The sequence below is a fragment of the Gemmatimonadota bacterium genome (assembly GCA_026706845.1).
GTDB lineage: Bacteria > Latescibacterota > UBA2968 > UBA2968 > UBA2968 > VXRD01.
Genome location: JAPOXY010000138.1, coordinates 1 through 20035 on the forward strand (window position 1 = coordinate 1; position 20035 = coordinate 20035).

General features: G+C 51.4%; 16 protein-coding genes. 12 read left to right on the forward strand and 4 right to left on the reverse strand.

Going from position 1 to position 20035, the window contains the following annotated elements; all coding sequences use genetic code 11:
- The 4 genes from OXG87_13495 to OXG87_13510 form a co-directional block, all read right to left on the reverse strand.
- A partial coding sequence (locus OXG87_13495) for an E3 binding domain-containing protein (GenBank protein ID MCY3870569.1) occupies positions 1-679 on the reverse strand: 679 nt, incomplete at its 3' end.
- Between the two features lie 12 nt (positions 680-691).
- Entirely contained in the window at positions 692-3484 is a 2793-nt protein-coding gene (locus OXG87_13500; GenBank protein MCY3870570.1) for a 2-oxoglutarate dehydrogenase E1 component, read from the reverse strand.
- 117 nt (positions 3485-3601) lie between these two features.
- On the reverse strand, positions 3602-4351 hold the full coding sequence (locus OXG87_13505; GenBank protein MCY3870571.1) for a glycosyltransferase family 2 protein: 750 nt from the start codon (positions 4349-4351) through the stop codon (positions 3602-3604).
- Entirely contained in the window at positions 4348-5325 is a 978-nt protein-coding gene (locus OXG87_13510) for a Gfo/Idh/MocA family oxidoreductase (protein MCY3870572.1), read from the reverse strand. Before OXG87_13510 ends, OXG87_13505 begins: the two co-directional genes overlap by 4 nt.
- 289 nt (positions 5326-5614) lie before the next feature.
- Between OXG87_13510 and OXG87_13515 the strand changes: the two genes are divergently transcribed.
- The 12 genes from OXG87_13515 to OXG87_13570 all read left to right on the forward strand — a co-directional run bounded on the left by OXG87_13515 (position 5615) and on the right by OXG87_13570 (position 20017).
- The gene (locus OXG87_13515; GenBank protein MCY3870573.1) at positions 5615-6184 is read left to right on the forward strand and encodes a nitroreductase; all 570 of its coding nucleotides are present in this window, start codon (positions 5615-5617) and stop codon (positions 6182-6184) included.
- A 139-nt stretch (positions 6185-6323) separates the two neighbouring features.
- On the forward strand, positions 6324-7043 hold the full coding sequence (locus OXG87_13520) for a hypothetical protein (protein MCY3870574.1): 720 nt from the start codon (positions 6324-6326) through the stop codon (positions 7041-7043).
- A gap of 52 nt (positions 7044-7095) precedes the next feature.
- Entirely contained in the window at positions 7096-8259 is a 1164-nt protein-coding gene (locus OXG87_13525) for a GNAT family N-acetyltransferase (protein ID MCY3870575.1), read from the forward strand.
- 406 nt (positions 8260-8665) lie between these two features.
- Positions 8666-9784, forward strand: coding sequence for a hypothetical protein (locus tag OXG87_13530; protein MCY3870576.1), 1119 nt, complete (start codon positions 8666-8668; stop codon positions 9782-9784).
- Between the two features lie 21 nt (positions 9785-9805).
- Positions 9806-10381, forward strand: coding sequence for an FMN-binding protein (locus OXG87_13535; GenBank protein ID MCY3870577.1), 576 nt, complete (start codon positions 9806-9808; stop codon positions 10379-10381).
- The gene (locus tag OXG87_13540) at positions 10378-11139 is read left to right on the forward strand and encodes a PepSY-associated TM helix domain-containing protein (GenBank protein MCY3870578.1); all 762 of its coding nucleotides are present in this window, start codon (positions 10378-10380) and stop codon (positions 11137-11139) included. The genes OXG87_13535 and OXG87_13540 overlap by 4 nt, the downstream gene beginning before the upstream one ends.
- A gap of 139 nt (positions 11140-11278) precedes the next feature.
- Positions 11279-12520 carry an outer membrane beta-barrel protein gene (locus OXG87_13545; GenBank protein MCY3870579.1) on the forward strand — a complete coding sequence of 414 codons (1242 nt, stop codon included), beginning with the start codon at positions 11279-11281 and terminating at the stop codon, positions 12518-12520.
- Positions 12521-12538: 18 nt separating this feature from the next.
- Positions 12539-13603, forward strand: a complete 1065-nt coding sequence (locus OXG87_13550; GenBank protein MCY3870580.1) for a peptidase M75 — start codon at positions 12539-12541, stop codon at positions 13601-13603.
- A gap of 98 nt (positions 13604-13701) precedes the next feature.
- The gene (locus OXG87_13555) at positions 13702-15093 is read left to right on the forward strand and encodes a c-type cytochrome (protein ID MCY3870581.1); all 1392 of its coding nucleotides are present in this window, start codon (positions 13702-13704) and stop codon (positions 15091-15093) included.
- 197 nt (positions 15094-15290) lie between these two features.
- Positions 15291-17681: a TonB-dependent receptor gene (locus OXG87_13560; protein MCY3870582.1), complete on the forward strand. Its 2391-nt coding sequence runs from the start codon at positions 15291-15293 to the stop codon at positions 17679-17681.
- Positions 17682-17729: 48 nt separating this feature from the next.
- Positions 17730-19391: a PepSY-associated TM helix domain-containing protein gene (locus OXG87_13565; protein ID MCY3870583.1), complete on the forward strand. Its 1662-nt coding sequence runs from the start codon at positions 17730-17732 to the stop codon at positions 19389-19391.
- The gene (locus tag OXG87_13570; protein MCY3870584.1) at positions 19388-20017 is read left to right on the forward strand and encodes a hypothetical protein; all 630 of its coding nucleotides are present in this window, start codon (positions 19388-19390) and stop codon (positions 20015-20017) included. The genes OXG87_13565 and OXG87_13570 overlap by 4 nt, the downstream gene beginning before the upstream one ends.
- Positions 20018-20035: the final 18 nt, after the last annotated feature.

A 20035-nucleotide genomic window follows, 5' to 3' on the forward strand; every position in this document is an offset into this window, starting at 1 on the left:
CCAGAGAGATGCCGTGTACATCTGCGAACATCTCTTTGTATTTGGCGCGCAGATCAAAAATACCGCTCATATCTACTTCATTAAACGTCGTCAACATCGCCGCTGTCTGCTGTGCAGAAACCAGACGCTCGGCAATGCGCGTGCGAATTTGGCTCATGGGTTCGCGCCGCTCCCCATCGCCCGTAACAGCGGCAGCAGGAGGTGGTGCAGGAGCTTCGGGTTCAGAAACAGGCGGATCGGGTACTTCAGACACTTCTGAATCGAGATACGCCAGCACATCTCCTTTGGTCAATCGCCCGTCTTTTCCCGTCCCTGTAATCGCCGCGGGATCGAGATCGTGCTCTGTCACCAATCGGCGCACTGCCGGACTCAAACCATCGGCCTGTACAGGCTCTTCAGGTGAATCGGCCTTCTTCGATACGTCGGCCTTTGAGACGGCTTCACCATCCTCATCTATTGTGGCAATAGTCTCGCCGACCTCAATCGTATCGCCATCGGCCTTCAGCGTCTGCAACACACCCGCCGAAGGCGCGGGCAATTCGACATCGGCTTTATCCGTTTCAATAACCGCAAGGGGTTCATCTACCGCCACGGCCTCGCCATCCGATTTCAACCACTCGACCAGAATGGCATCGGTCACTGACTCTCCCAATTCGGGCAAAACCACATCAACAGGCATGTACGCGCCTCCCTAAGAAAAATCCAGAGCCGTCTCCACGATCTCTTGCTGTTCGGCCAAATGCACCGACTGAATACCCGTGGCCGTTGCAGCCGTGGGCTTTCGTCCCAGATAGCGCACTGGCTTTTTGTTATCGAGCAACCTGCGGAGTTTTGGCTCCATAAAATCCCAACTACCCATATTTTGCGGCTCCTCCTGTCCCCAGAAAATATCCGCATCGCCGTACTTCTCGAGTATAGCACCCACCTCGTCCCAAGGAAAGGGATAGTGCTCCTCAATCCGCACCAGTGCAAGCCGTTCCTCGTCCTTTTTATCCCGCCCCTCTTTTAAGTCAAAAAAGACCTTACCCGTACAGAAAACAACGCGCTTCACACCGCCGGGATCGGGCTGTGCGGGATCGTCTAAAACGGGATAAAACGCCCCCTCGGACAAATCCTCGAGCGTTGAAATCGACTCTTTGTGCCGCAACAAACTCTTTGGCATCATCAAAACGAGAGGCTTGCGAAATGCGCGCAACATCTGGCGGCGCAGCAAATGAAAATACTGCGCGGGCAACGTGGGGCAGCCCACCTGCATATTGTCTTCGGCACACAGCGCCTGAAACCGCTCTAACCGCGCACTCGAATGCTCTGGGCCCTGGCCTTCAAACCCGTGTGGCAACAGCATCACCAGCCCGCTCATCTTCTGCCATTTGGCCTCTGAACTGGAAATAAACTGATCGATAATCATCTGCGCGCCATTGGCAAAATCGCCAAACTGAGCTTCCCAGATCGTCAATTTATTGGGATTGGCATAACTCACGCCAAACTCAAAGCCCAGCACCGCCAACTCCGAAAGCATCGTATTATAGACCCTGAAACCACCCTGATCATCCGATAGATGGTTCAGCGGTGAATAAATTGCGCCATTTTCAATATCGTGCCACACCGCTTGCCGGTGACTAAATGTACCCCGCTGAGAATCTTGCCCGGCCAATCGCACCGGAAACCCATCCACTAACAAACTGCCAAACGCGAGCATCTCCGCGCAGCCCCAGTCCATCCCCACCTTGTCGTGGACCATTTGCATGCGGTAATCGAGTTGGCGCATCAATTTGCGATAAGCGTTAAATTCCTCGGGCACCGTCGTCGCCTTTTGGGCAATATCGATCAACTTCTCTCTATTCACCGCGGTTTTTGCCGTGCGATCTGCGCCCGCCTTCCCAAATCCCTTCCACGCGCCTCCAAATGCTGGCTCACGCGGTTTTGTCTTTTGATCTTTGGCATCGACGAATGCAGCCTCGAGCTTCTCGCGCACACCTTGCTTCATCGCATCGACATCATCTTCTGTTGCGATATTTTGCTCAATCAAACGCCTCGAATACAGATCGACAACCGTTGGATGCTCGGCGATCTCAGCAGATTGCAGAGGCTGAGTGAAAACGGGATCGTCGGATTCATTGTGACCGTATCGGCGATAACACCACAGGTCGATAATCACATCGTTCTTCACCGCCTGGCGATAAGCCATAGCCATGCGCGCCGCGTGTACCACAGCTTCGGGATCATCGGCATTGACGTGAAAAATGGGCATCTTAACAATCTTTGCCACATCTGTTGGATACGCTGTAAAACGGGATTCCCGGGGCAATGCGGTAAAACCAATCTGGTTATTCACAACAATATGAATCGTACCTCCATTATCATAGCCATCCAGATGGGACAAGCATATCGTCTCTGGCACAATGCCCTGCCCGGCAAAAGCGGCATCGCCGTGGATAATCAACGGTACGATATGCTCGTGCTGAACATCGCCTTTTGTCTCTTGCTTCGTACAAACAATGCCCTCAATCACGGGATTGACCAACTCGAGATGACTCGGGTTGGGCGTCAACCCCAAATGCACCGTATGACCATCGCGCGTGACATACTCATGGGCAAAACCCATGTGGTATTTTACATCGCCCGACCCTTCACCAATCTCAACGCCCTCAAATTCACTGAATATCTCCGGATAGGGTTTCTGCATGACATGCGAGAGCACATTGAGCCTGCCGCGATGCGCCATCCCCATCACCATTTCTTCGACATTTAACGCGGCCCCAGTTTCAATAAGCGCGTGCAACATCGGGATAAGCGCTTCGCCGCCTTCAATAGAAAATCGCTTTTTCCCGATATATTTAACATGCAAAAATTGTTCAAACTCCTGTGCTTCGATCAATAGCCTCAACAGATCCCGGCATTGTTCCGCACTGAATTTCGGCGAATTTAAGATCGGCTCCATGCGCTGTTCCAACCACTCGTGCTGGCTCTTATACGGTATATCGGTGTATTCTACCGCCACAGGACCGCAATATGTTTGCCTGAGCTTTGCCACGAGATCGCGCAACGTACCGTCCGTAGGGCCGAGAAATCCGCCATTGCCGACAATTTGATCCAGGTCCTCTTCTGTAAAGCCGTATTCCGACAACTCCAACAGCGGATACGGTGGGCGCGTATAACTCATCGGCGCGATATCGGCGACCAGGTGCCCCCATGTGCGATACGCATTGACCAGAGCCAGAGCGCCCTGCTGCCTATTCGCGTCCATGCGGGTGTATTCTTCCAACGTGTCATAAGCATCGAGAAACGCCATCGCCTCTTTCTCCGCCTGGCTTTCATCTGACATATCTGGAGTCACTTCAGCCTCATCGCGTTGCATCCCCAAATCAAAACCAGCAAAAAATATATGCCATCTTTCATCCACCAGATCTGGGTCTTGTTTGTATTTCTCATACATCGCGTCGATGTAATCGGCATTGGCAATTGCAGCAATATCGAATGACATAACAATCCCCACCTTTCTGTAACCTTTACAAGAGGTGTATCTTACACACACGGAAAAAGTAACGCCTACACCGCATCATGTCAAGATAGCACCAGTCAGAAGTTCGCCCTAACCGCTTCACCCCGTCCAAAACGACTTCGTCTTCCGCGCGAATTGATAGAGCTTGAAAGAATGGCGCAGCAGGGGTAGCGCGCCCCATCCGAGATGGTATTTTCTGCGGATACGCCACATCGCCCGATCCCGGTCTTCCCGCTGACTTACACTGTGTGGATGCACCCGATAATAATATAATGCCCCGGGCACATACTGCCCAATACCCCCCTGTTTGAGCGCGATATTCAGCCACAAATCCCAATCCTGATATCGGCGCACAGCGGGATCGAATCCGGGAAAACTATCAGCTCGAATCAACGCGGCGAGATCGATATAATTTCCGGCGCGCAATCGCCGCACATCAAACGGGCCAGACACCTCGCGTTCGCCCTGCTGTAAATCGCCATCGGCAAACACAATGCGATCGCCATAAGCAAATGTCGCGTGGGGAACCTCTTCCAATGCGCTGTAGAGCACATCTAAAAAGCGCGGCATCATCACATTATCCGCATCGAAAAACGCAACATAAGCAGTCGAAACCTTCAAAAACCCAAAATTTCGAGCGCGGTTGCCATTGCGAAAATCCACGCGACAGTACTGCACACCGGAAAATGATGCGACAACATCTGCCGTATCGTCTTCACTCGCATCGTCAACCACCAGCACCTGACGGGGCAAAAGCGTCTGTGACAAAACCGATTCCAAACACGCGGCGAGATAATGACCGTAATTGTGCGCGGTAATCACCACCCCAATGTCTGAACGCGCACTCATACAGACCAATCCGCCTGCTTTAACAGGACAATTTGATACTGCAAATTCACCAAAGCATCCGCACCAGAAACAACAACCCGTCCACCTTCCCCTCGTACATGCTTGCCAAATTCATCGATTAAAATATGCATAAAATCGCGGCAAATCACAGCCTCGTCTCCGTGGACCAATCGCGCGCGATAAATACCCTCATCATCGGCAAACCCCTCCCAATTCACCAAAAAGCCATTGACGCCAAATTGCCGCACGGGAACCCCCTCATCGATATCGCGCAAAACAAACCGCACATCGCATCGTCCCCCGGGTGTAATCACCTCAAAACTCGCGCGATTTTCCCGCTCGCCTATTGCACACGAAGCCGTTGCCCAATCGATTTCTCCCCCTGGCAAAAACCCCAGAACCAAACTCAACGGATGGGAAGCCACATCAATCCAGATATCCTCCCGCGCCTTTGGTCCCCCGCGCCCCTTCACCTCCATCTCCATCTCAAGCGAATCAATCGCATCCCATGTCCCTCGCACACGCGTGTAAAAATCGCGATAAACTGAAATCCCCGCGGGATATTGTGCGGACATCACCAGAGATCTGCCCGCCTGATCCGCCGCATGCACCACAGCCCGTCCATCGGCCAAAATATCATCCAGACGCCTATCCACATCCCAGCACAAAGGCTTTTCACACACCACATGGCACCCACTCTCCAGAGCCATAATTGCATGGTCTTTATGCAGATGAAAAGGACTTGAAACATCGACCACATCGGGCTGTTCAGCCGCCAGCATCTGCGCTACATCTGTATAAGCGCGTCCATCAAATCCAAAATACGCCTGCAATTGCTCCTGGGTCTTTGCACACGACGCTGCCGAAGTACCCACAAATGCCACCACCTGAGACCCCGACAAATGGTGCCATCGCGCGTGGTGCTGCCCAATGCCACTCGCACCAATAACAGCGACCTTTAATCTATCAGGCATTTTGCTCTCCTCGCATTGAGATCGAAAAAACACTGCGCTATAATAGGTACTTGCTCCGAAAATTCAACCCTTTTCAGTTAATCGCCAAGCTAAATTAATCTGACTTATCATAATTTGAGAAAAAAATAAAAAAACTTGTTGACATAAGCCCAACATTTGTTTTGCTTATTGGGCGAGTGTTTTACTAATAAAACAATTTTATAGATCACCAAACAAAAAAGACTGCTGCCAAACCAAATTTTAAGACTTTTTTGGTCACTTTTTATAGAAATCCAACAGGAGGAAAGCAATGGACGTTTTGGAAGCTATTCACACGCGGCGCACAATTTTTAAGTTCAAACCGGGCGGTGTGTCCAAAGATGTGATAGAAAAAATCTTTGAAGCCGGTCTTTGGGCACCCAATCACCATTTGACAGAACCGTGGCGATTTGTAGTCCTGGGAGAAGAAACCAAAGAAATACTGGCGCAACGCTACAGCGAAATACAAGAAGCAAAAGCCGCTGAAGATGCCAGCGACGAGGCCAGGCGCATATTAAAAGAAGCCGGTTATACCAAGTTCATGTCAAAGCCCACAATTATTGCAGTGGCCTGTTTGCAAGATGGCGATGAAATCAAGAACAGAGAAGACTATGCAGCCGCGTGTTGCGCCATGCAAAATGTACAGTTGGCTGCTTGGGCAGAAGGGATTGGCATGCAGTGGAGCACGGGGCCGATTACCCTGGAAGAAAACACCTGCAAATTGCTGGATGTAGATACCGAGAACGAATACATCATCGGATTTTTCTATACTGGATATCCCGATGAAATACCAGAACCGAGACGCAAACCCCTCGAAGAGGTGCTGAGCTGGACGGATTGATTCCGCTAACCATGAATGGCTTTGAATTCTTTGTTCTATATCGCCTACCTACCCTATGCAACAGTGCTGCCGGAGACATGGGTGGAACTTGATACGGAAGATGTGCAAACAACTATATCCACATAAAAGGAGTATCATTATGAAAGAATCATCACATCCATCAACTTCGGCCGAAGCGATAGCCGATCGGTCACCGGATTCCAACGCTCGCAAAGGTGGGCTGTCTCTGATATTGACTGCGTTAGCAACAGGTGTTGCCGTTATTGGACGAGTCGCCGTCGACGCGGATCAGCCCACGTTTGCTGAATCGCTCGTCGCGATCTCAGAGAGTGGTGGCCTTTACGCTACGGGAGGTGCTGGCAGGCTGCTCTCGGGGGTTGCGCTGGTTGCAGGTGCGTGGTTTTTGTCGCAAACTTGGATTATCAAGGCGCGACTGGGTACGCCTCTGGTACCGGTGCTGTTCGCTGTGTCTGGGCTTTTTACGATCATTTCCGGGGTGTGTACAATCACGCTTGTTGCCATTGCACCAGAAGTGACCGCCACGGCAGAGACGACCGAATACCTGCGATGGTTTACCGGCAAAATTGGTTTCTCGGCGGCTGGATTGGCGCTCATCCTCACGGCGCGGTACCAGTGGAAAGTCGGCGGTCAGCTCAGATATATCGCACCCGCATCTGCGGTTATCGGCATCGCTATGCAATTTATATGGTTAGACGCGACGGTTGGTATACATCATTTCAGTGGGCCAGCCTTTGTTCTATGGTTACTGCTCATCGGTACGATGCTGGCGACAGGCCGGGTGGAACGCCACTTCGTGGCGATGCAAAACCGGGAATCGACCGCGAATGAGCGACTCTGAAGTCCCAAATGTAATGTGTGAGAATAACAGTTGCAGCAATAGAGGTGCTTCGATGAAAATTGACCGCTATGATATTACGCATAGAGTGTCTCGACCGGCTTTAAAAAACTGGGCATTCTGGCTTTCAACTGAAGACGAGGAAAAAGTGAGTTCAGTTGGGCTCCGTGAATACCACATGCGATTCGGGTCTGCACAACTCAAGATGGGTGGCATCTGCGGGGTCGGCACGAAGGAGGAACATCGCAACAAGGGATACTCTCGGCGCGTCATGGAGCACACCATGGCGTACATGACCGAGAACGGATTCGATGTCTCCATGCTCTTTGGTATTCCAAACTTCTACCATAAATTTGGCTATGCGACAGTTCTGCCGGAAACATACGTGGAATTTGATACAGAAGAAGTGCAAGCAGCTGCATCTACATATCAGATCCGAAAATTTGAGACAGAGGACGCGCCGAAAATATTGGATCTCTACGCAGCAAACAACGCTGAACGAACGGGGACGCTGTTAAAAAAAGAAATCGGTTGGAAAGAATTCGCGACGACGGGTGACTTTGGGGTTGTCGCTGACCCTTATGTTGTCCTGAACGAAGCCGGTGAGGTGATTGGGTATTTCGTCTGCGGTGGTCTGGATGTTGTTAGAAACATGATTGAGGGAAACTGTATCCTTTGCGATATTGGGTTTCAGAAAAGAGCGATTTTTGAGACAGTTGTCCGCTTTCTCGCGGACCGCGCGAACCACTCTGGTGCAACAACGCGGATTAAGTGCTCAATACCCGCAGACCATCCCTTCGCCATCTTCTGCAGACGCTATGGCTGCCGGACAAATACCTATACTCCCAAGAACCACCTGGGCATGATGCGGATTATCAACCAATCGAGTACCTTAAAAAAGATCACTGGTGAGTTGGAAAAACGTCTTCGGCGCTCTGCCCATCTCTCACAGTGGAGTGGAAAGATTCTAATCTCGACAGATCTGGGACAGGATTGTTTGGAAATTGATCGGGGCTGCTTTGCACACACCAACAGCCGGGCTAACGCCTTCCACCTTGAGACACCGCAGGACAAGCTGATCCAACTGATGATGGGGCGGCGAAGCATTGAAGATCTTGCCATTGAACCCGATGTTTCGGTAACTGAGGAAATTATTCCTGTACTGGAAGGCCTCTGTCCACTCGGTCATCCACACGTTTGGTGGCCCGACCGATTTTAGTGTACGGGTGATTCACTCATTCATTCGGGTGCTTTCCAACTAAAAATCGGAATAGACTAATAACTGATCTTACACAGAACTCTATATTATTGTGCAAAAATGGCGTACTTTTCGACAAACTGCGTAACATCAATTATTAAAAAATATGTTGACACATTCCCTGAATTATTAAAAAAAATGTTGACATAAGCCCAACATTTGTTTTATTTGTTGGGCGATTGTTTTATTAGTAAAACATTTTTATAGACCATCAAACAAAAAAGACCATCTCCCGTTTCAAGAGCTGCCAGCCCGGCGGAAGATGGTCTGAGTCACACCAAAAGCACAACTCGCATTCAAAGTAGGGTTTCCCGCGCATCATGTCAACCCACTTTGAATGGTCTTGTGTTTCACCCAGGAGAAAAGCATGCGCTTTAAACTGCTCGTTTCGTTTCTATCTCTGGTATTTGCACTACCCACCATAGCCGAGGAAGACAAACGACCCGAATTGCCCGGCAGCATATACGACAAACCCTATATCAAACGCATGGGCAGAAATGTAGCTATCGGCGGATATATTGACCACGAATTTGAATGGACAGAAGGAAAAGACAGCACCTTTGACCAGCACCGTTTCATCCCCTTCATCTTTTCGGAAATCACCGACCGAATTCACGTTTCGTGCGAAATCGAATTTGAACACGGTGGTCTCGTCAAAGGCGGCAGCAACACCGATGGCGAAATCAAACTCGAATTCGCCATCATGGACTTCACCTTTAAAGAAGCCTTCAACTATCGGGGCGGTGTCATACTCTCCCCTCTCGGGCGCTTCAACCTCCTGCACGACAGCCCGCTCAACGACCTTACCGAACGCCCCACCGTGAACCGTCAGATCATGCCATCCACCCTCTCAGAGGCGGGAATGGGCTTCTTTGGCACTTTTTATCCCTCTGAACTCTCTGTGGCAACTTATGAAATCTACCTCGTCAACGGATTCAACGAAAAAGTCAACTCCGGCGGCAAACTCCGCATTCGGAGCGGACGGGGCAGCCAAAAATCGGACAACAACCACGACAAAGCACTCGTCGGACGGTTCGGCTTCAGCCCGCGCCTGGGCATTGACCTCGGCGCATCTTTCCACACGGGCAAATACGACGATGCGGACAACAACCGCCTCTCCATCTTCGGTGCCGATGCGCAATTTACACAGGGACCCTTTGAACTTCAGGGCGAATACGGACAGGCCACCGCCGATGGATTTAACGGCGACCAGCGCGGTGCTTATGCACAGACCAACTTTCACTTTGGGCACGATCATTTCTTATCAGAATCCGTGTTCACAGCCATTGCGCGCTGGGACTGGGTCGATTTTGATACCTCGATAACTGGCGATTCGGAATACGGGATCACCTTGGGCGTGAACTTCCGCCCCGTTGAAGACACGGCTTTCAAGCTGGATTACAACACCACCTATAAAACGCCGGCAAATGGCGACAAAGGCGACGGCATTGGACGCCTCTTCTTTTCGATTGCATCGTATTTTTAAAAAAAGAAGTTAGAGAAAACAGTGATAAAAAATAAGTATGTATTTTGTATCATGGTCTGCCTCCTGTCGGGACTCGGATTCGCGCAAGGTCCCGATGGCCCAGAGGCTATCACTGTATATCTCACAGAAGAACAGGCTCTAAAAAAAGCCTTCCCAGATGCAGACACGCTCTGGAGCGAAGTCTGGACCCCAACCCCACAAGAACGCCAGCGCATTGAACGGCGGTTGGGGTGGCGCCTCGAAGAACCCGATTTCACGATTTTTCAGGCAAAAAAAAATGACCGACATCAGGGATACGCGATCATTGCGAATCAAATTGGCCTCTACAAACCCATCACCTTCATCGTCAAAGTCAAACCCGACCACCGCGTTGGCGGTGTATGGATTATGGTCTATCGAGAATCGCGAGGCGGTCAGGTCAAGCGCCAGCGATTCTTGACCCAATATACAAATAAAAATATCAATCATCACATTCGCCTCAACCGCGACATCATCGGCATCAGCGGTGCCACTCTCTCGGTACGCGCCTTAAATGCGGGCGTCAAGAGAGTTCTCACCGTCCTCGATGTCATTTACACGGAAAAAGAATCCCAATGAGTGCTACACCTGAAGCCTCCACGCGCAGGAGCAAAACCATCCCGCTTCACAAAGAACAGCCCAAAACGCGCAAAAAACGCGCCGAATTTTTCCGCAAACTCCATCGCTATGTCGGCATCGGCGCACTCATATTTTTATCACTCCTCGCCGTCTCGGGTTTTTTGCTCAATCACCCCGGCCTGCTCGGCGCGCCCTCTGAACGCACCCTCTCATTTGCGGTTGACCCCCGCGATCCCCAACACCTCTATCGCGGCACGCGCTCGGCTCTTTATTCCTCTGAAAACGGCGGCAAAACCTGGACCGAAGTCCCCATGCTCTTCGCGGCAGAACGCGCCGTGGACATCGCCTATGCACCCGACAACCCCGACCACATTTACGTCGTCCTCGAAGACCTGGGCCTCATTCGCTCAACCGACGGCGGCATCGTATGGGAACAAGTCGGCCTCGGATTTATGCCCCTTGCCGAAGGCGTTCGCCTCCAGCGCATTGGCATAGGCTCCACCCAAAACTTGAACCTGTGGACCTCAGGCGGTCTGCTTACCAGTTCCAACGGCGGAAAAACCTGGGCCTCTGTAGGCCAATCCGCAAAACCCGGACGCGACCTCTACACGATCATACACCAAATTCACACGGGTTATTTCTTCGCCGACTGGTTTGTCTATCTCTACGACATCGCCGCCTGGGGCCTGATCGGTCTGTCCATCTCCGGCCTGATCATCTGGTGGCGCACCAGAAAGCGTCGCCTACATCGCACATAAAAAAGGGTGATCGGTTCTGACTTGCCGGCCATCACCGATCACCCGCGCGCATGCGACAGAGAGATCAAACCCTCTGCGCTTGCAGGATACAATATAACAGCACGCTTTTTAAGCGTCAATATTCACACAGGGGAGGTTTATGAACCGACGTTTTTTATTTAGCATCTGTCTAACGCTCGCGCTGCCCATAAGCATCATGGCAGAAGACCAGAAGTCAGCGCCCAAAATCAAATTCACGGGATATGGTGAACTCATCTACTCCCACTTCGATTACGGTCCCGACCAGAAAAGCGGCCCAGCGGGTTCGCCGCCAGATAGCCGCGCCACCATAGATATCGCGCGTTTGGCACTCGAAATGGAACTGCGTCTGCTGCGCGGTGTCGAACTGGAAACCGAAGTGGAAATCGAACACGGCGGTACGGGTGGTGCCCTCGAAATCGAATACGAGGAATTTGGCGAATACGAAACCGAAGTGGAAAAAGGCGGAGAAGTCATCCTCGAAGAACTCTACATCAAACGCGAATTTAGCGACGCCTTCAACATCCGCCTGGGCCACTTCTACGTCGCGGTGGGTCTCACCACAGAGCAATACCATCCCACGGACTTTTTCGGCACTCGACGCCCCGAATCGGAAACCGCGGTTATTCCGGCAATATGGCACGAAACAGGTATTGAAATCAGTGGGCATACCAATCGCCTGACCTATCAACTCCAACTCGTCAACGGCTTAGACGCCACGGGCTTCGATTCGCAAAACTGGATAGTGGGCGGGCATCAAACGCGCTTTGAAGAAGTCCGCGCAACCAACATGGCCCTTGTGGGTCGGTTGGACTACCGCCTCATCGATGGCCTCACCTTTGGCGTATCGGGCTATCGCGGCAACAGCGCCGACAACCGCCCCAAACCCGACATGAAAGATGCGGACGCCTATGTATCCATTTTTGACGTTCACGCTGTGCTGCGATACAACCGCTTCCGCGCACAGGGCATGTACCTCTACGGAAACCTGCAAAATGCGGACATTGTCAGCGAGCGCAACCGCACATTGTCCAACAACCTCGACGTCTTGAGAACGCCCGTTGCCAGTGCCGCGTATGCATTTTACGCCGAAGCCGGGTACGACATCATGCCCTTTTTCACTTCGCGCAAGGAGGATCAATGCCATCTGTTCTTTCGATTTGACAGCTACGACACAATGGCCGAAATGCCACAGAACTTTTTTGACAACCCACGCTTCCAACGCCGCGTTTACACGCTCGGCATCAACTACACCATGGGCAACGCCGTCGTCCTGAAAGGCGACTATGCCATGCGGCGTCTGGGTACGGACAACTTCAACGGCGAAAACACCGCCAGTTTTGCACTCGGTTTTCAATTCTAATTTTCAAGGAGAATCACCATGAGACACATTACCCTCAGTATCATCCTCGCCCTATCCCTCGCGGCCTGCGGCAGCAAGGGCGAAAATCCGGTCGCGCCAGAACCAGAACCTGGATACGATTTTTCACCCATCTTGACCGACTTTGCCGACAAAACAGTTATCCCGACCTACAAACACCTTGCCGACGTCTCCACAGACCTCCTCACCGCGGTGACGAATCTCAAAAACAATCCCTCGTCAGCTACGCTGGGAACAGCCCGAGCAAAATGGGTGGCCGCGCGTACGCCCTGGGAACAAAGCGAGGGTTTTTTGTTTGGACCCGTTGATTTCAGCGGCTATGACCCCGCGCTGGATTCCTGGCCCGTCAACCGCACGGACCTCGAAGCCGTCCTGGCCAGCAGCGATCCTTTGACTAAAGAATCCGTAAACAACCTCGCCAACGAACTCAAGGGATTTCACACCATTGAATTTTTGCTCTTTGACGAAGGCGGCAGCAAAACCATCGACGACTTCACCCCGCGCCAATACGATTATTTGATCGCGGCAACAGAATTGCTCGAAGATGCGGCAACAGACTTGCACACGAGTTGGATTGCATCCGGCGAAAACTTCCGCGCAGAGGTGGCCAATGCCGGCGCTGGAAGCAGTGCCTACACCACGCAAAAAGCCGCTGCCCAAGAAATGGTCAACGGCATGATCGGCATTGCCGACGAAGTCGGAAATGGCAAAATTGCCGATCCCTTTACCGAGCAAGATACGCGTCTGGTGGAATCGCAATTCAGCTTTAACTCTCTCCTCGATTTTCAAGACAACATGCGCAGCATTCGAAATGTTTATGAAGGGGGGTACAATGTTGAAGCAATGGGCCTCGATGAATTTGTCAAAAGCAAAGACTCCGCCCTCGACCAGCGTGTCAAAGCGGAAATTCAGGCAACCATCACAGAAATTGGCAAAATCTCCTTCCCATTCCGCGACGCCCTCGCCACCGATGCCGCGCAAATAACAGCGGCACAACAGGCCATTGCAACCTTGCAACAAACGCTCGAAGGGGATGTTATGCGTCTGGTATTAGCAGAACAATAGAATGTGAAACGTGAGAAGCCCCCCAACTCCGCCGTCCTGAGGCGGAGTTGGGCAGACTATTCTTTGTGTCATAAACCGTTCCGCGTCTTTCGTAAATCATGAAAATAAATCGCCAAATTTTACACACCATAGCCGCAATCCTGTTCTTTTGGGCGTGTGGCAGCGACAAGCCTGCTGGTCCCGATATCGTTCCTTCTCCTGACAGTGCCCTATCTGGCGGGGAGGCGGCAACCGTCTTTGACGCAACCAGCCAGGCTTTTGAAATGCCCATACCGACACTTTCACCCGACGAACTCGACAAATTTTTTGCGGGTGATTTCGCCTTTGAACAGATCTTTGTCACGGCTCCTGCAGACGTCAACCCCGGATTGGGTCCCGTATTTAGCCACACCTCTTGCGTGGGATGTCATCTGCGCGACGGGCGAGGCCGCGGTGCATTCGGCGCTGAACCGCCCTTTGTCGGCTCCATGCTCATGCGCGTCAGCCTGCCCGGATTCACCCCGCATGGCGGTCCTGTACCCGTTCCCGGCTTTGGCGTCCAACTCGGCGACCGCTCAAACTATAGCGTCGCACTCGAAGCGCGTGTTCAAGTCAGCTTTTATGAAACAACAGAAACCCTATCCGATGGCGAACAAGTTTATCTAAAACACCCCATCTACACCATTGTTGACGCATATCAACCACTGCCCGCGGGCGTACTCCTCTCTGCGCGCATGGCCCCACCCGTATTTGGACGCGGCCTCCTGGAAGCCATCTCCGAGGCCGATATTCTCGCCCTATCGGATCCTGGAGATGCCAACCGGGACGGCATATCGGGCCGCCCCAATTATGTGTACAATTTCCGAACGGGCCAAATGGAACTGGGGCGCTTTGGCCTGAAAGCCAACAACCCCGATCTTTTGCAACAAACTGCCGGCGCATACAACGAAGACATGGGCGTTACTAACCCCTATTTCCCTCAGGAATCCGTCCTGGGACAGCCCCAGCACGACGGCCGCAACGACGATCCGGAAATCTCAGAAGAAATACTGGATATCACTACATTTTACTTACAAACCCTCGCCGTGCCCGCGCGGCGTCTGTGGGATGATCCACAGGCATTGCGAGGCGAAGCACTCTTTGAATCAACCGGTTGTGCAAACTGCCATACCACCACATTTAAAACAGACAACCACAGCATCTCGTCGCTATCGAATCAAACCATTCACCCCTACACTGATTTGTTGCTCCACGACATGGGCGAAGCCCTCGCCGATAATCGTCCGGACTACGAAGCCGATGGTCGCGAGTGGAAAACGCCCCCACTGTGGGGCATTGGACTCACGGAAACCGTCAGCGGCGTTCCGGCCTACTTACACGATGGCAGAGCCAGAACCTTGCTCGAAGCCATTATGTTCCACGGCGGCGAAGCCGAACAATCGCGCGAAGCCGTGCGAAACTTGTCCAAAACAGACCGCGACGCACTGCTCGCCTTTCTGCAATCATTGTAGCGGTCTGCACAAAAAACAAAAATGCCACCGGTTATCGCCCGTCAAAGCAGAAAACCGATGGCAGAGAGCCACACCCCAAAGGAGGCGCAGCATGTTTTAAACATAAAATTTATGCACTATAGATGCAAAAAGAAAATGGAGTTGTACAGATTTTTAAAATTCTCAACCCCAATATCTCATCAATGCGGAGAATCAACATGTCAAATTTTTATCGGTTACTATTGCTCGTTGTTTTCGCGATCTATTCAACACCGGTCCTCGCACAAACAAATACTATTCGCGGACAAGTTTTAGATCAAAAAAATAATCCACTTCCCGGTGCGAGCATTGTGCTCAAAAACACGCGCCTGGGTGCTGTGGCAGATAACCAGGGGTATTTTGTGATTCCCAATGTGCCGCACGGAGACCATGTCCTGATCGCGAGTTATCTCGGTTATAAAACCATTGAACAAACCGTATCTGTCACCCCAAAGCAAGTCCCCAAAATCGCAATCACCCTCATTGAAGACACGCCATACATCCTCAATGAAATCACAGTTGTCGAAGAAGGGTATGCCTCAGACCGCACCACTGCAACGCGCACCAACACCGCTTTGCGCGACTTGCCCCAGTCCGTCCAAATCATCAATGGCGATCTCGTCGAAGACCAGGGACTGACCTATCTCACCGACGTGCTGCAAAACGTCAGTGGTGTCAATCCCTTCAGCGAATACCTCGACTTTAACATGCGCGGCTTTCGCACCACAGGAGACGGCGCAGTCAAGCAAAACGGTCTCAATCAGGTACACGGCTTCTTCAACCGAATGCGCTTAGACGACGTAGAACGCGTCGAAGTGGTCAAAGGTCCTGCTGGCGCGCTCTATGGGCAATCGCGACCCGGTGGATTTATTAACGTCATTACCAAACAACCGAGTGCGCGACAAAAAAACGAACTCAAGCTTACGCTCGGATCCTATTCAAAATCTCAGGCAAACTTCTCTTCAACAGGACCCGTACCCGTAACCCCTGGTTTTGGTAAACTGCTCTACAAAATCAACGTCAACCATGCCAATGATGATGGATTCCGCCAACACGAACAATTCATTTACTCGTCCTTCAACGGCGGTTTCATATGGCTGCCTACAGACCGCACATCTATTTCAATAAACGGCGAATGGTTTGACGAACTCAATAAAGGCCATCGCAATAGAGGCGTCCCCTTTTTCAACCACGAACTCGTCGATCTCCCGCTTGATTATACGGTCAACGAACCCGACGATTTTATCAGCATCGAAGCCTATGTCTATCGCCTCCGCGCAGACCACCGATTTTCAGACCACCTCAAATTTGACGTTTCGGCCAGTTACCTGACCAACCAACGGCGGCAAGAATATCACGAACCCCGCGGCCTGCTCGCCGACGGCGAAACCATGCTGCGAGAATTCCGAGATCAGTATCGCGAAAAACAGCAGCGAGCCGTCAACGCAAACCTGATCTACGATATCAACGCCGCATCAATCAACCACACGGTACTCTCGGGCGTGGAATACACCCTCACAGAAGGTCTTTACCGCTTTGCAACCGCTCGAGACGCCAGCCGGGGCGGGCCGGTGCCCAATATCAATATCTTTAATCCCGTTTTCGCGCAAGCAAACAACCCACTCAAATATTCCTATTACGGGGCAGATATTCCGCGGGGCATTTCCCAATTGACCACGCGCCTCAACAACCGCATCTCGGCCTTCGGTTTTTATCTTCAAGACCAGATCGCCCTCGGTAATAAGCTCAACGTGCTGATAGGTGCCCGCTACGACTCATTCGAAGACAAAGCCGAAGAAGGATCGAACAACCGGGCCAGCGACTCTCAGTGGTCTTTGCGCGGCGGTGCGGTGTTCAAGCTCATCCCGTCAATCTCGACCTATCTGAGTTATAGCCAGGGATTTGAACCCGTCCGTTCCAGCTACACATTTGACCCCGACCGATATGGCGGTCCCTTTGATCCTGAAAACAGCTGGACAATAGAAGGCGGCGCGAAATCGTCATTCTTAGACAACCGTTTTAATACCACCCTCGCGCTTTATCACATCACCAAGGAAAATGTCATTCTCAGAGATCCAAACCCGCCCGAAGACATGCCAGATCGCAGAGTTCAGGTCGGCGAAATTCAAAGCCAGGGTTTCGAACTCGACATGGCCGGTATTATCACCGACCGCTGGAGTGTACACGGCAGTTTTGCGCGCAGCCTCAAAGCCGAAATTACCAAAGACACCAACCCGGACAATGTCGGAAAAAAGAACCCAAATAACCCAAAAAACACCATCGGATTCTGGTCTCGCTATGATATGCCACTTTCTCCAGCTTCTCAAATCGGTTTCGCCCTGGGCGGCAGTTATCTCAGCGAGCGCACGACGTTCCAAACAGACGACAACCTGCCTTCTTACTTTGTCGTCAACGGTGGCATATTCATCCGCTACGACCGATTCAAAATCGCCGTCAATTTACACAACCTCACAGGTAAAGAATATTTCCCGGGCGGTTATGGCGGTCGCATCGGTGGGTTTAGAGGCACGCCCAGAAGCTTTGACACGACCGTCCGCTATCAATTCTGATTAAAAAAGGCCTGAGTAACACGGCATCTAACGGGATAGAACGGCAAAATGAATTGGCGCAAGATACTTTTTCGCCTGCACGGCTGGTTGGGGCTAAACACTGGCTTGCTGCTTTTTGTGGTCTGCTTTTCCGGATCATTTGCCACTCTATCCCATGAAATAGATTGGTTGCTCAATCCCGCCATGCGCGTCGAAACCCGCAACGCGCCTTATGATTGGAGTGCAATGTACAAAACATTGGGCGATGAGTTTCCCGACGGACTCGCGTCGGGCATTTATGCACCCGAAGGCAATGGTTTTGCTGCCCTGGCGTATGTATCCCTAAACGGACAAACGCGAAAAGTCTATCTCGATCCATATACCGGCGTACTAAAAGGCCATACCAGTTTTTTTAATGTGCAGCGTTTTTTTCGCACTTTTCACCGGCGTTTTTTTGACGGCACGCGAGGCATCGTCCTCGTCACGCTCACCGCATTTACATTACTCGTATCAAGTCTATCTGGATTCTTTTTTTACAAAGGCTGGCTCAAACAATTGTTCTCACTACGCGCAGATCGAGGACCGCGCAGGCTCTGGTCAGACCTGCACAAAACCACGGGAATATGGGTGCTCATATTCGTCTTCCTGAGTGCGGCTACAGGCGTGTTCTACTTTGTTGAAGTGTGTTTTCAAGCCGCAGACAACTACAAAGCACTGCTGCCACCGCCTCTTCCTCAGGTCGATAAAACATCACTCGACAATTACGGTCCACAGCCCGCGTTGCACGCACCCAACGAATACACAAAACGCGCCCAGGCGGCGTTTCCCGGCCTAACAATCCGGTCCCTGCGCCTGCCAACCCGCATTGGCGCACCGGTCTATTTGGACGGACAAGCGGGCAATCCACTCGTCAGAGACCGAGCCAACAAAATACTGTTGCATCCATTTAGCGGCGAAGTTATTGCCATCCAACACAGCGCAGACCTCGCAGCCATACCTTTCATTACAGATCTGGTAGATCCTCTTCACTTTGGCTATTTCGGCGGTCTCGCAACCAAAATCATCTGGTGCATTTTTGGATTGGTGCTGTCGTTTTCAATTTTAGCAGGTACGTACCTATGGGTAGTGCGCAAGAAATCTATTCCTGCACGAACATTTCCGTGGCTGCGCGGTGCAACCGTGTCCTTCATTCTCACACTGGCATATTTTATTGTTGCAGTGTTCTCCACAATTGAAGGCATTTACCGGTACGGTGTCCAAACCGCCCCGCCCTTTGTCATCACCGAGCAACCCGTTGGCCCCTATCAAATAAAAATGACCTGTGCAGTTCCTTGCAATCCATCAGAAGGCATGCGACTCACCGCAAAGTTTTTGGGCAAAGGTTTTCCAAATTACAAAGGAGTTTCTATAGGCGAATTGGAGGGCGAATCCGTCAATTTGAAAGGAATGGCATCTGCACCAACGGTCACCCTCACCACAAAACCCAATACTCCGCTTCAATTGCAAATCGCAATGTGGGACAATACCACTTACAAAACCGTATTTGAGGGACCGGGCGCAATACCCGGCCCACCAATTGCATCGTCTCTGCCCGATACACCAACGGGCGTGTGGGCTACTATCGCAATTTTCGCAGCCCTCACTTTTGGGGCCATCATCGGTTGGTTCTATTTATTGTGGCGCAGTGCAATGTGGCCTTCGTCCAGAGTCAAAGAGGAGCCTGTAACTTGACAACCAAAACTCTCATTTTCGTGAGCAGTGGGGCATCCGTATTGCTGTGCATCCCCTCTGGCGTTTTCATCTGGACACTCTTGATGGCACTCATTCTGGCGCACAATTTGGGCAGCGAGTGCAAAAAAAGATCGCCCACCCCATCCAACTATAACCAAATCACAAACTATTTGGAGGAACACGCAATGGACAATCCACAAATCCTGGCGAACAACACCGAAGGCACACACCCAATCTGTATTTATCGCTACAAAGAGGACCACATCTGCCTCTTTTACGGCTATGTCAATATCTGCATGTGCCTCACTTGCTTCGCAAAATTGTGCCAATCGATTTTTGCAATACACAGTCAGATCGAACAGGGCACGATTGAGGCATCGCATATTACGGTCAATTATGGATCCACAACACTGGTGCTTCCCACAGATGAATTTTGCCTTATGAGCGACAGCCTCGCCAGCGCTCAGGAACGCCTGGAATTTATCGAAGACTGCGAGGTCGCAGGCATTTTACCCACACAAAAAGAATGCGACGACTTTCCAAAAGAATGCGATGACTTTTCAGATACAATACTACCACCCTTGCCTCAAATACATTACAACCCGCAACATATTCATCTCAACTAAACCAATACTATTTCCAGC

Bases quoted from the DNA above. Each gene is read 5' to 3' on its own strand.
- OXG87_13500 (MCY3870570.1), bottom strand. From the start codon at position 3,484: ATGTCATTCGATATTGCTGCAATTGCCAATGCCGATTACATCGACGCG.
- OXG87_13515 (MCY3870573.1), top strand. From the start codon at position 5,615: ATGGACGTTTTGGAAGCTATTCACACGCGGCGCACAATTTTTAAGTTC.
- OXG87_13565 (MCY3870583.1), top strand. From the start codon at position 17,730: ATGAATTGGCGCAAGATACTTTTTCGCCTGCACGGCTGGTTGGGGCTA.
- OXG87_13530 (MCY3870576.1), top strand. From the start codon at position 8,666: ATGCGCTTTAAACTGCTCGTTTCGTTTCTATCTCTGGTATTTGCACTA.
- OXG87_13555 (MCY3870581.1), top strand. From the start codon at position 13,702: ATGAAAATAAATCGCCAAATTTTACACACCATAGCCGCAATCCTGTTC.
- OXG87_13560 (MCY3870582.1), top strand. From the start codon at position 15,291: ATGTCAAATTTTTATCGGTTACTATTGCTCGTTGTTTTCGCGATCTAT.
- OXG87_13550 (MCY3870580.1), top strand. From the start codon at position 12,539: ATGAGACACATTACCCTCAGTATCATCCTCGCCCTATCCCTCGCGGCC.
- OXG87_13540 (MCY3870578.1), top strand. From the start codon at position 10,378: ATGAGTGCTACACCTGAAGCCTCCACGCGCAGGAGCAAAACCATCCCG.
- OXG87_13520 (MCY3870574.1), top strand. From the start codon at position 6,324: ATGAAAGAATCATCACATCCATCAACTTCGGCCGAAGCGATAGCCGAT.
- OXG87_13505 (MCY3870571.1), bottom strand. From the start codon at position 4,351: ATGAGTGCGCGTTCAGACATTGGGGTGGTGATTACCGCGCACAATTAC.
- OXG87_13510 (MCY3870572.1), bottom strand. From the start codon at position 5,325: ATGCCTGATAGATTAAAGGTCGCTGTTATTGGTGCGAGTGGCATTGGG.
- OXG87_13545 (MCY3870579.1), top strand. From the start codon at position 11,279: ATGAACCGACGTTTTTTATTTAGCATCTGTCTAACGCTCGCGCTGCCC.
- OXG87_13525 (MCY3870575.1), top strand. From the start codon at position 7,096: ATGAAAATTGACCGCTATGATATTACGCATAGAGTGTCTCGACCGGCT.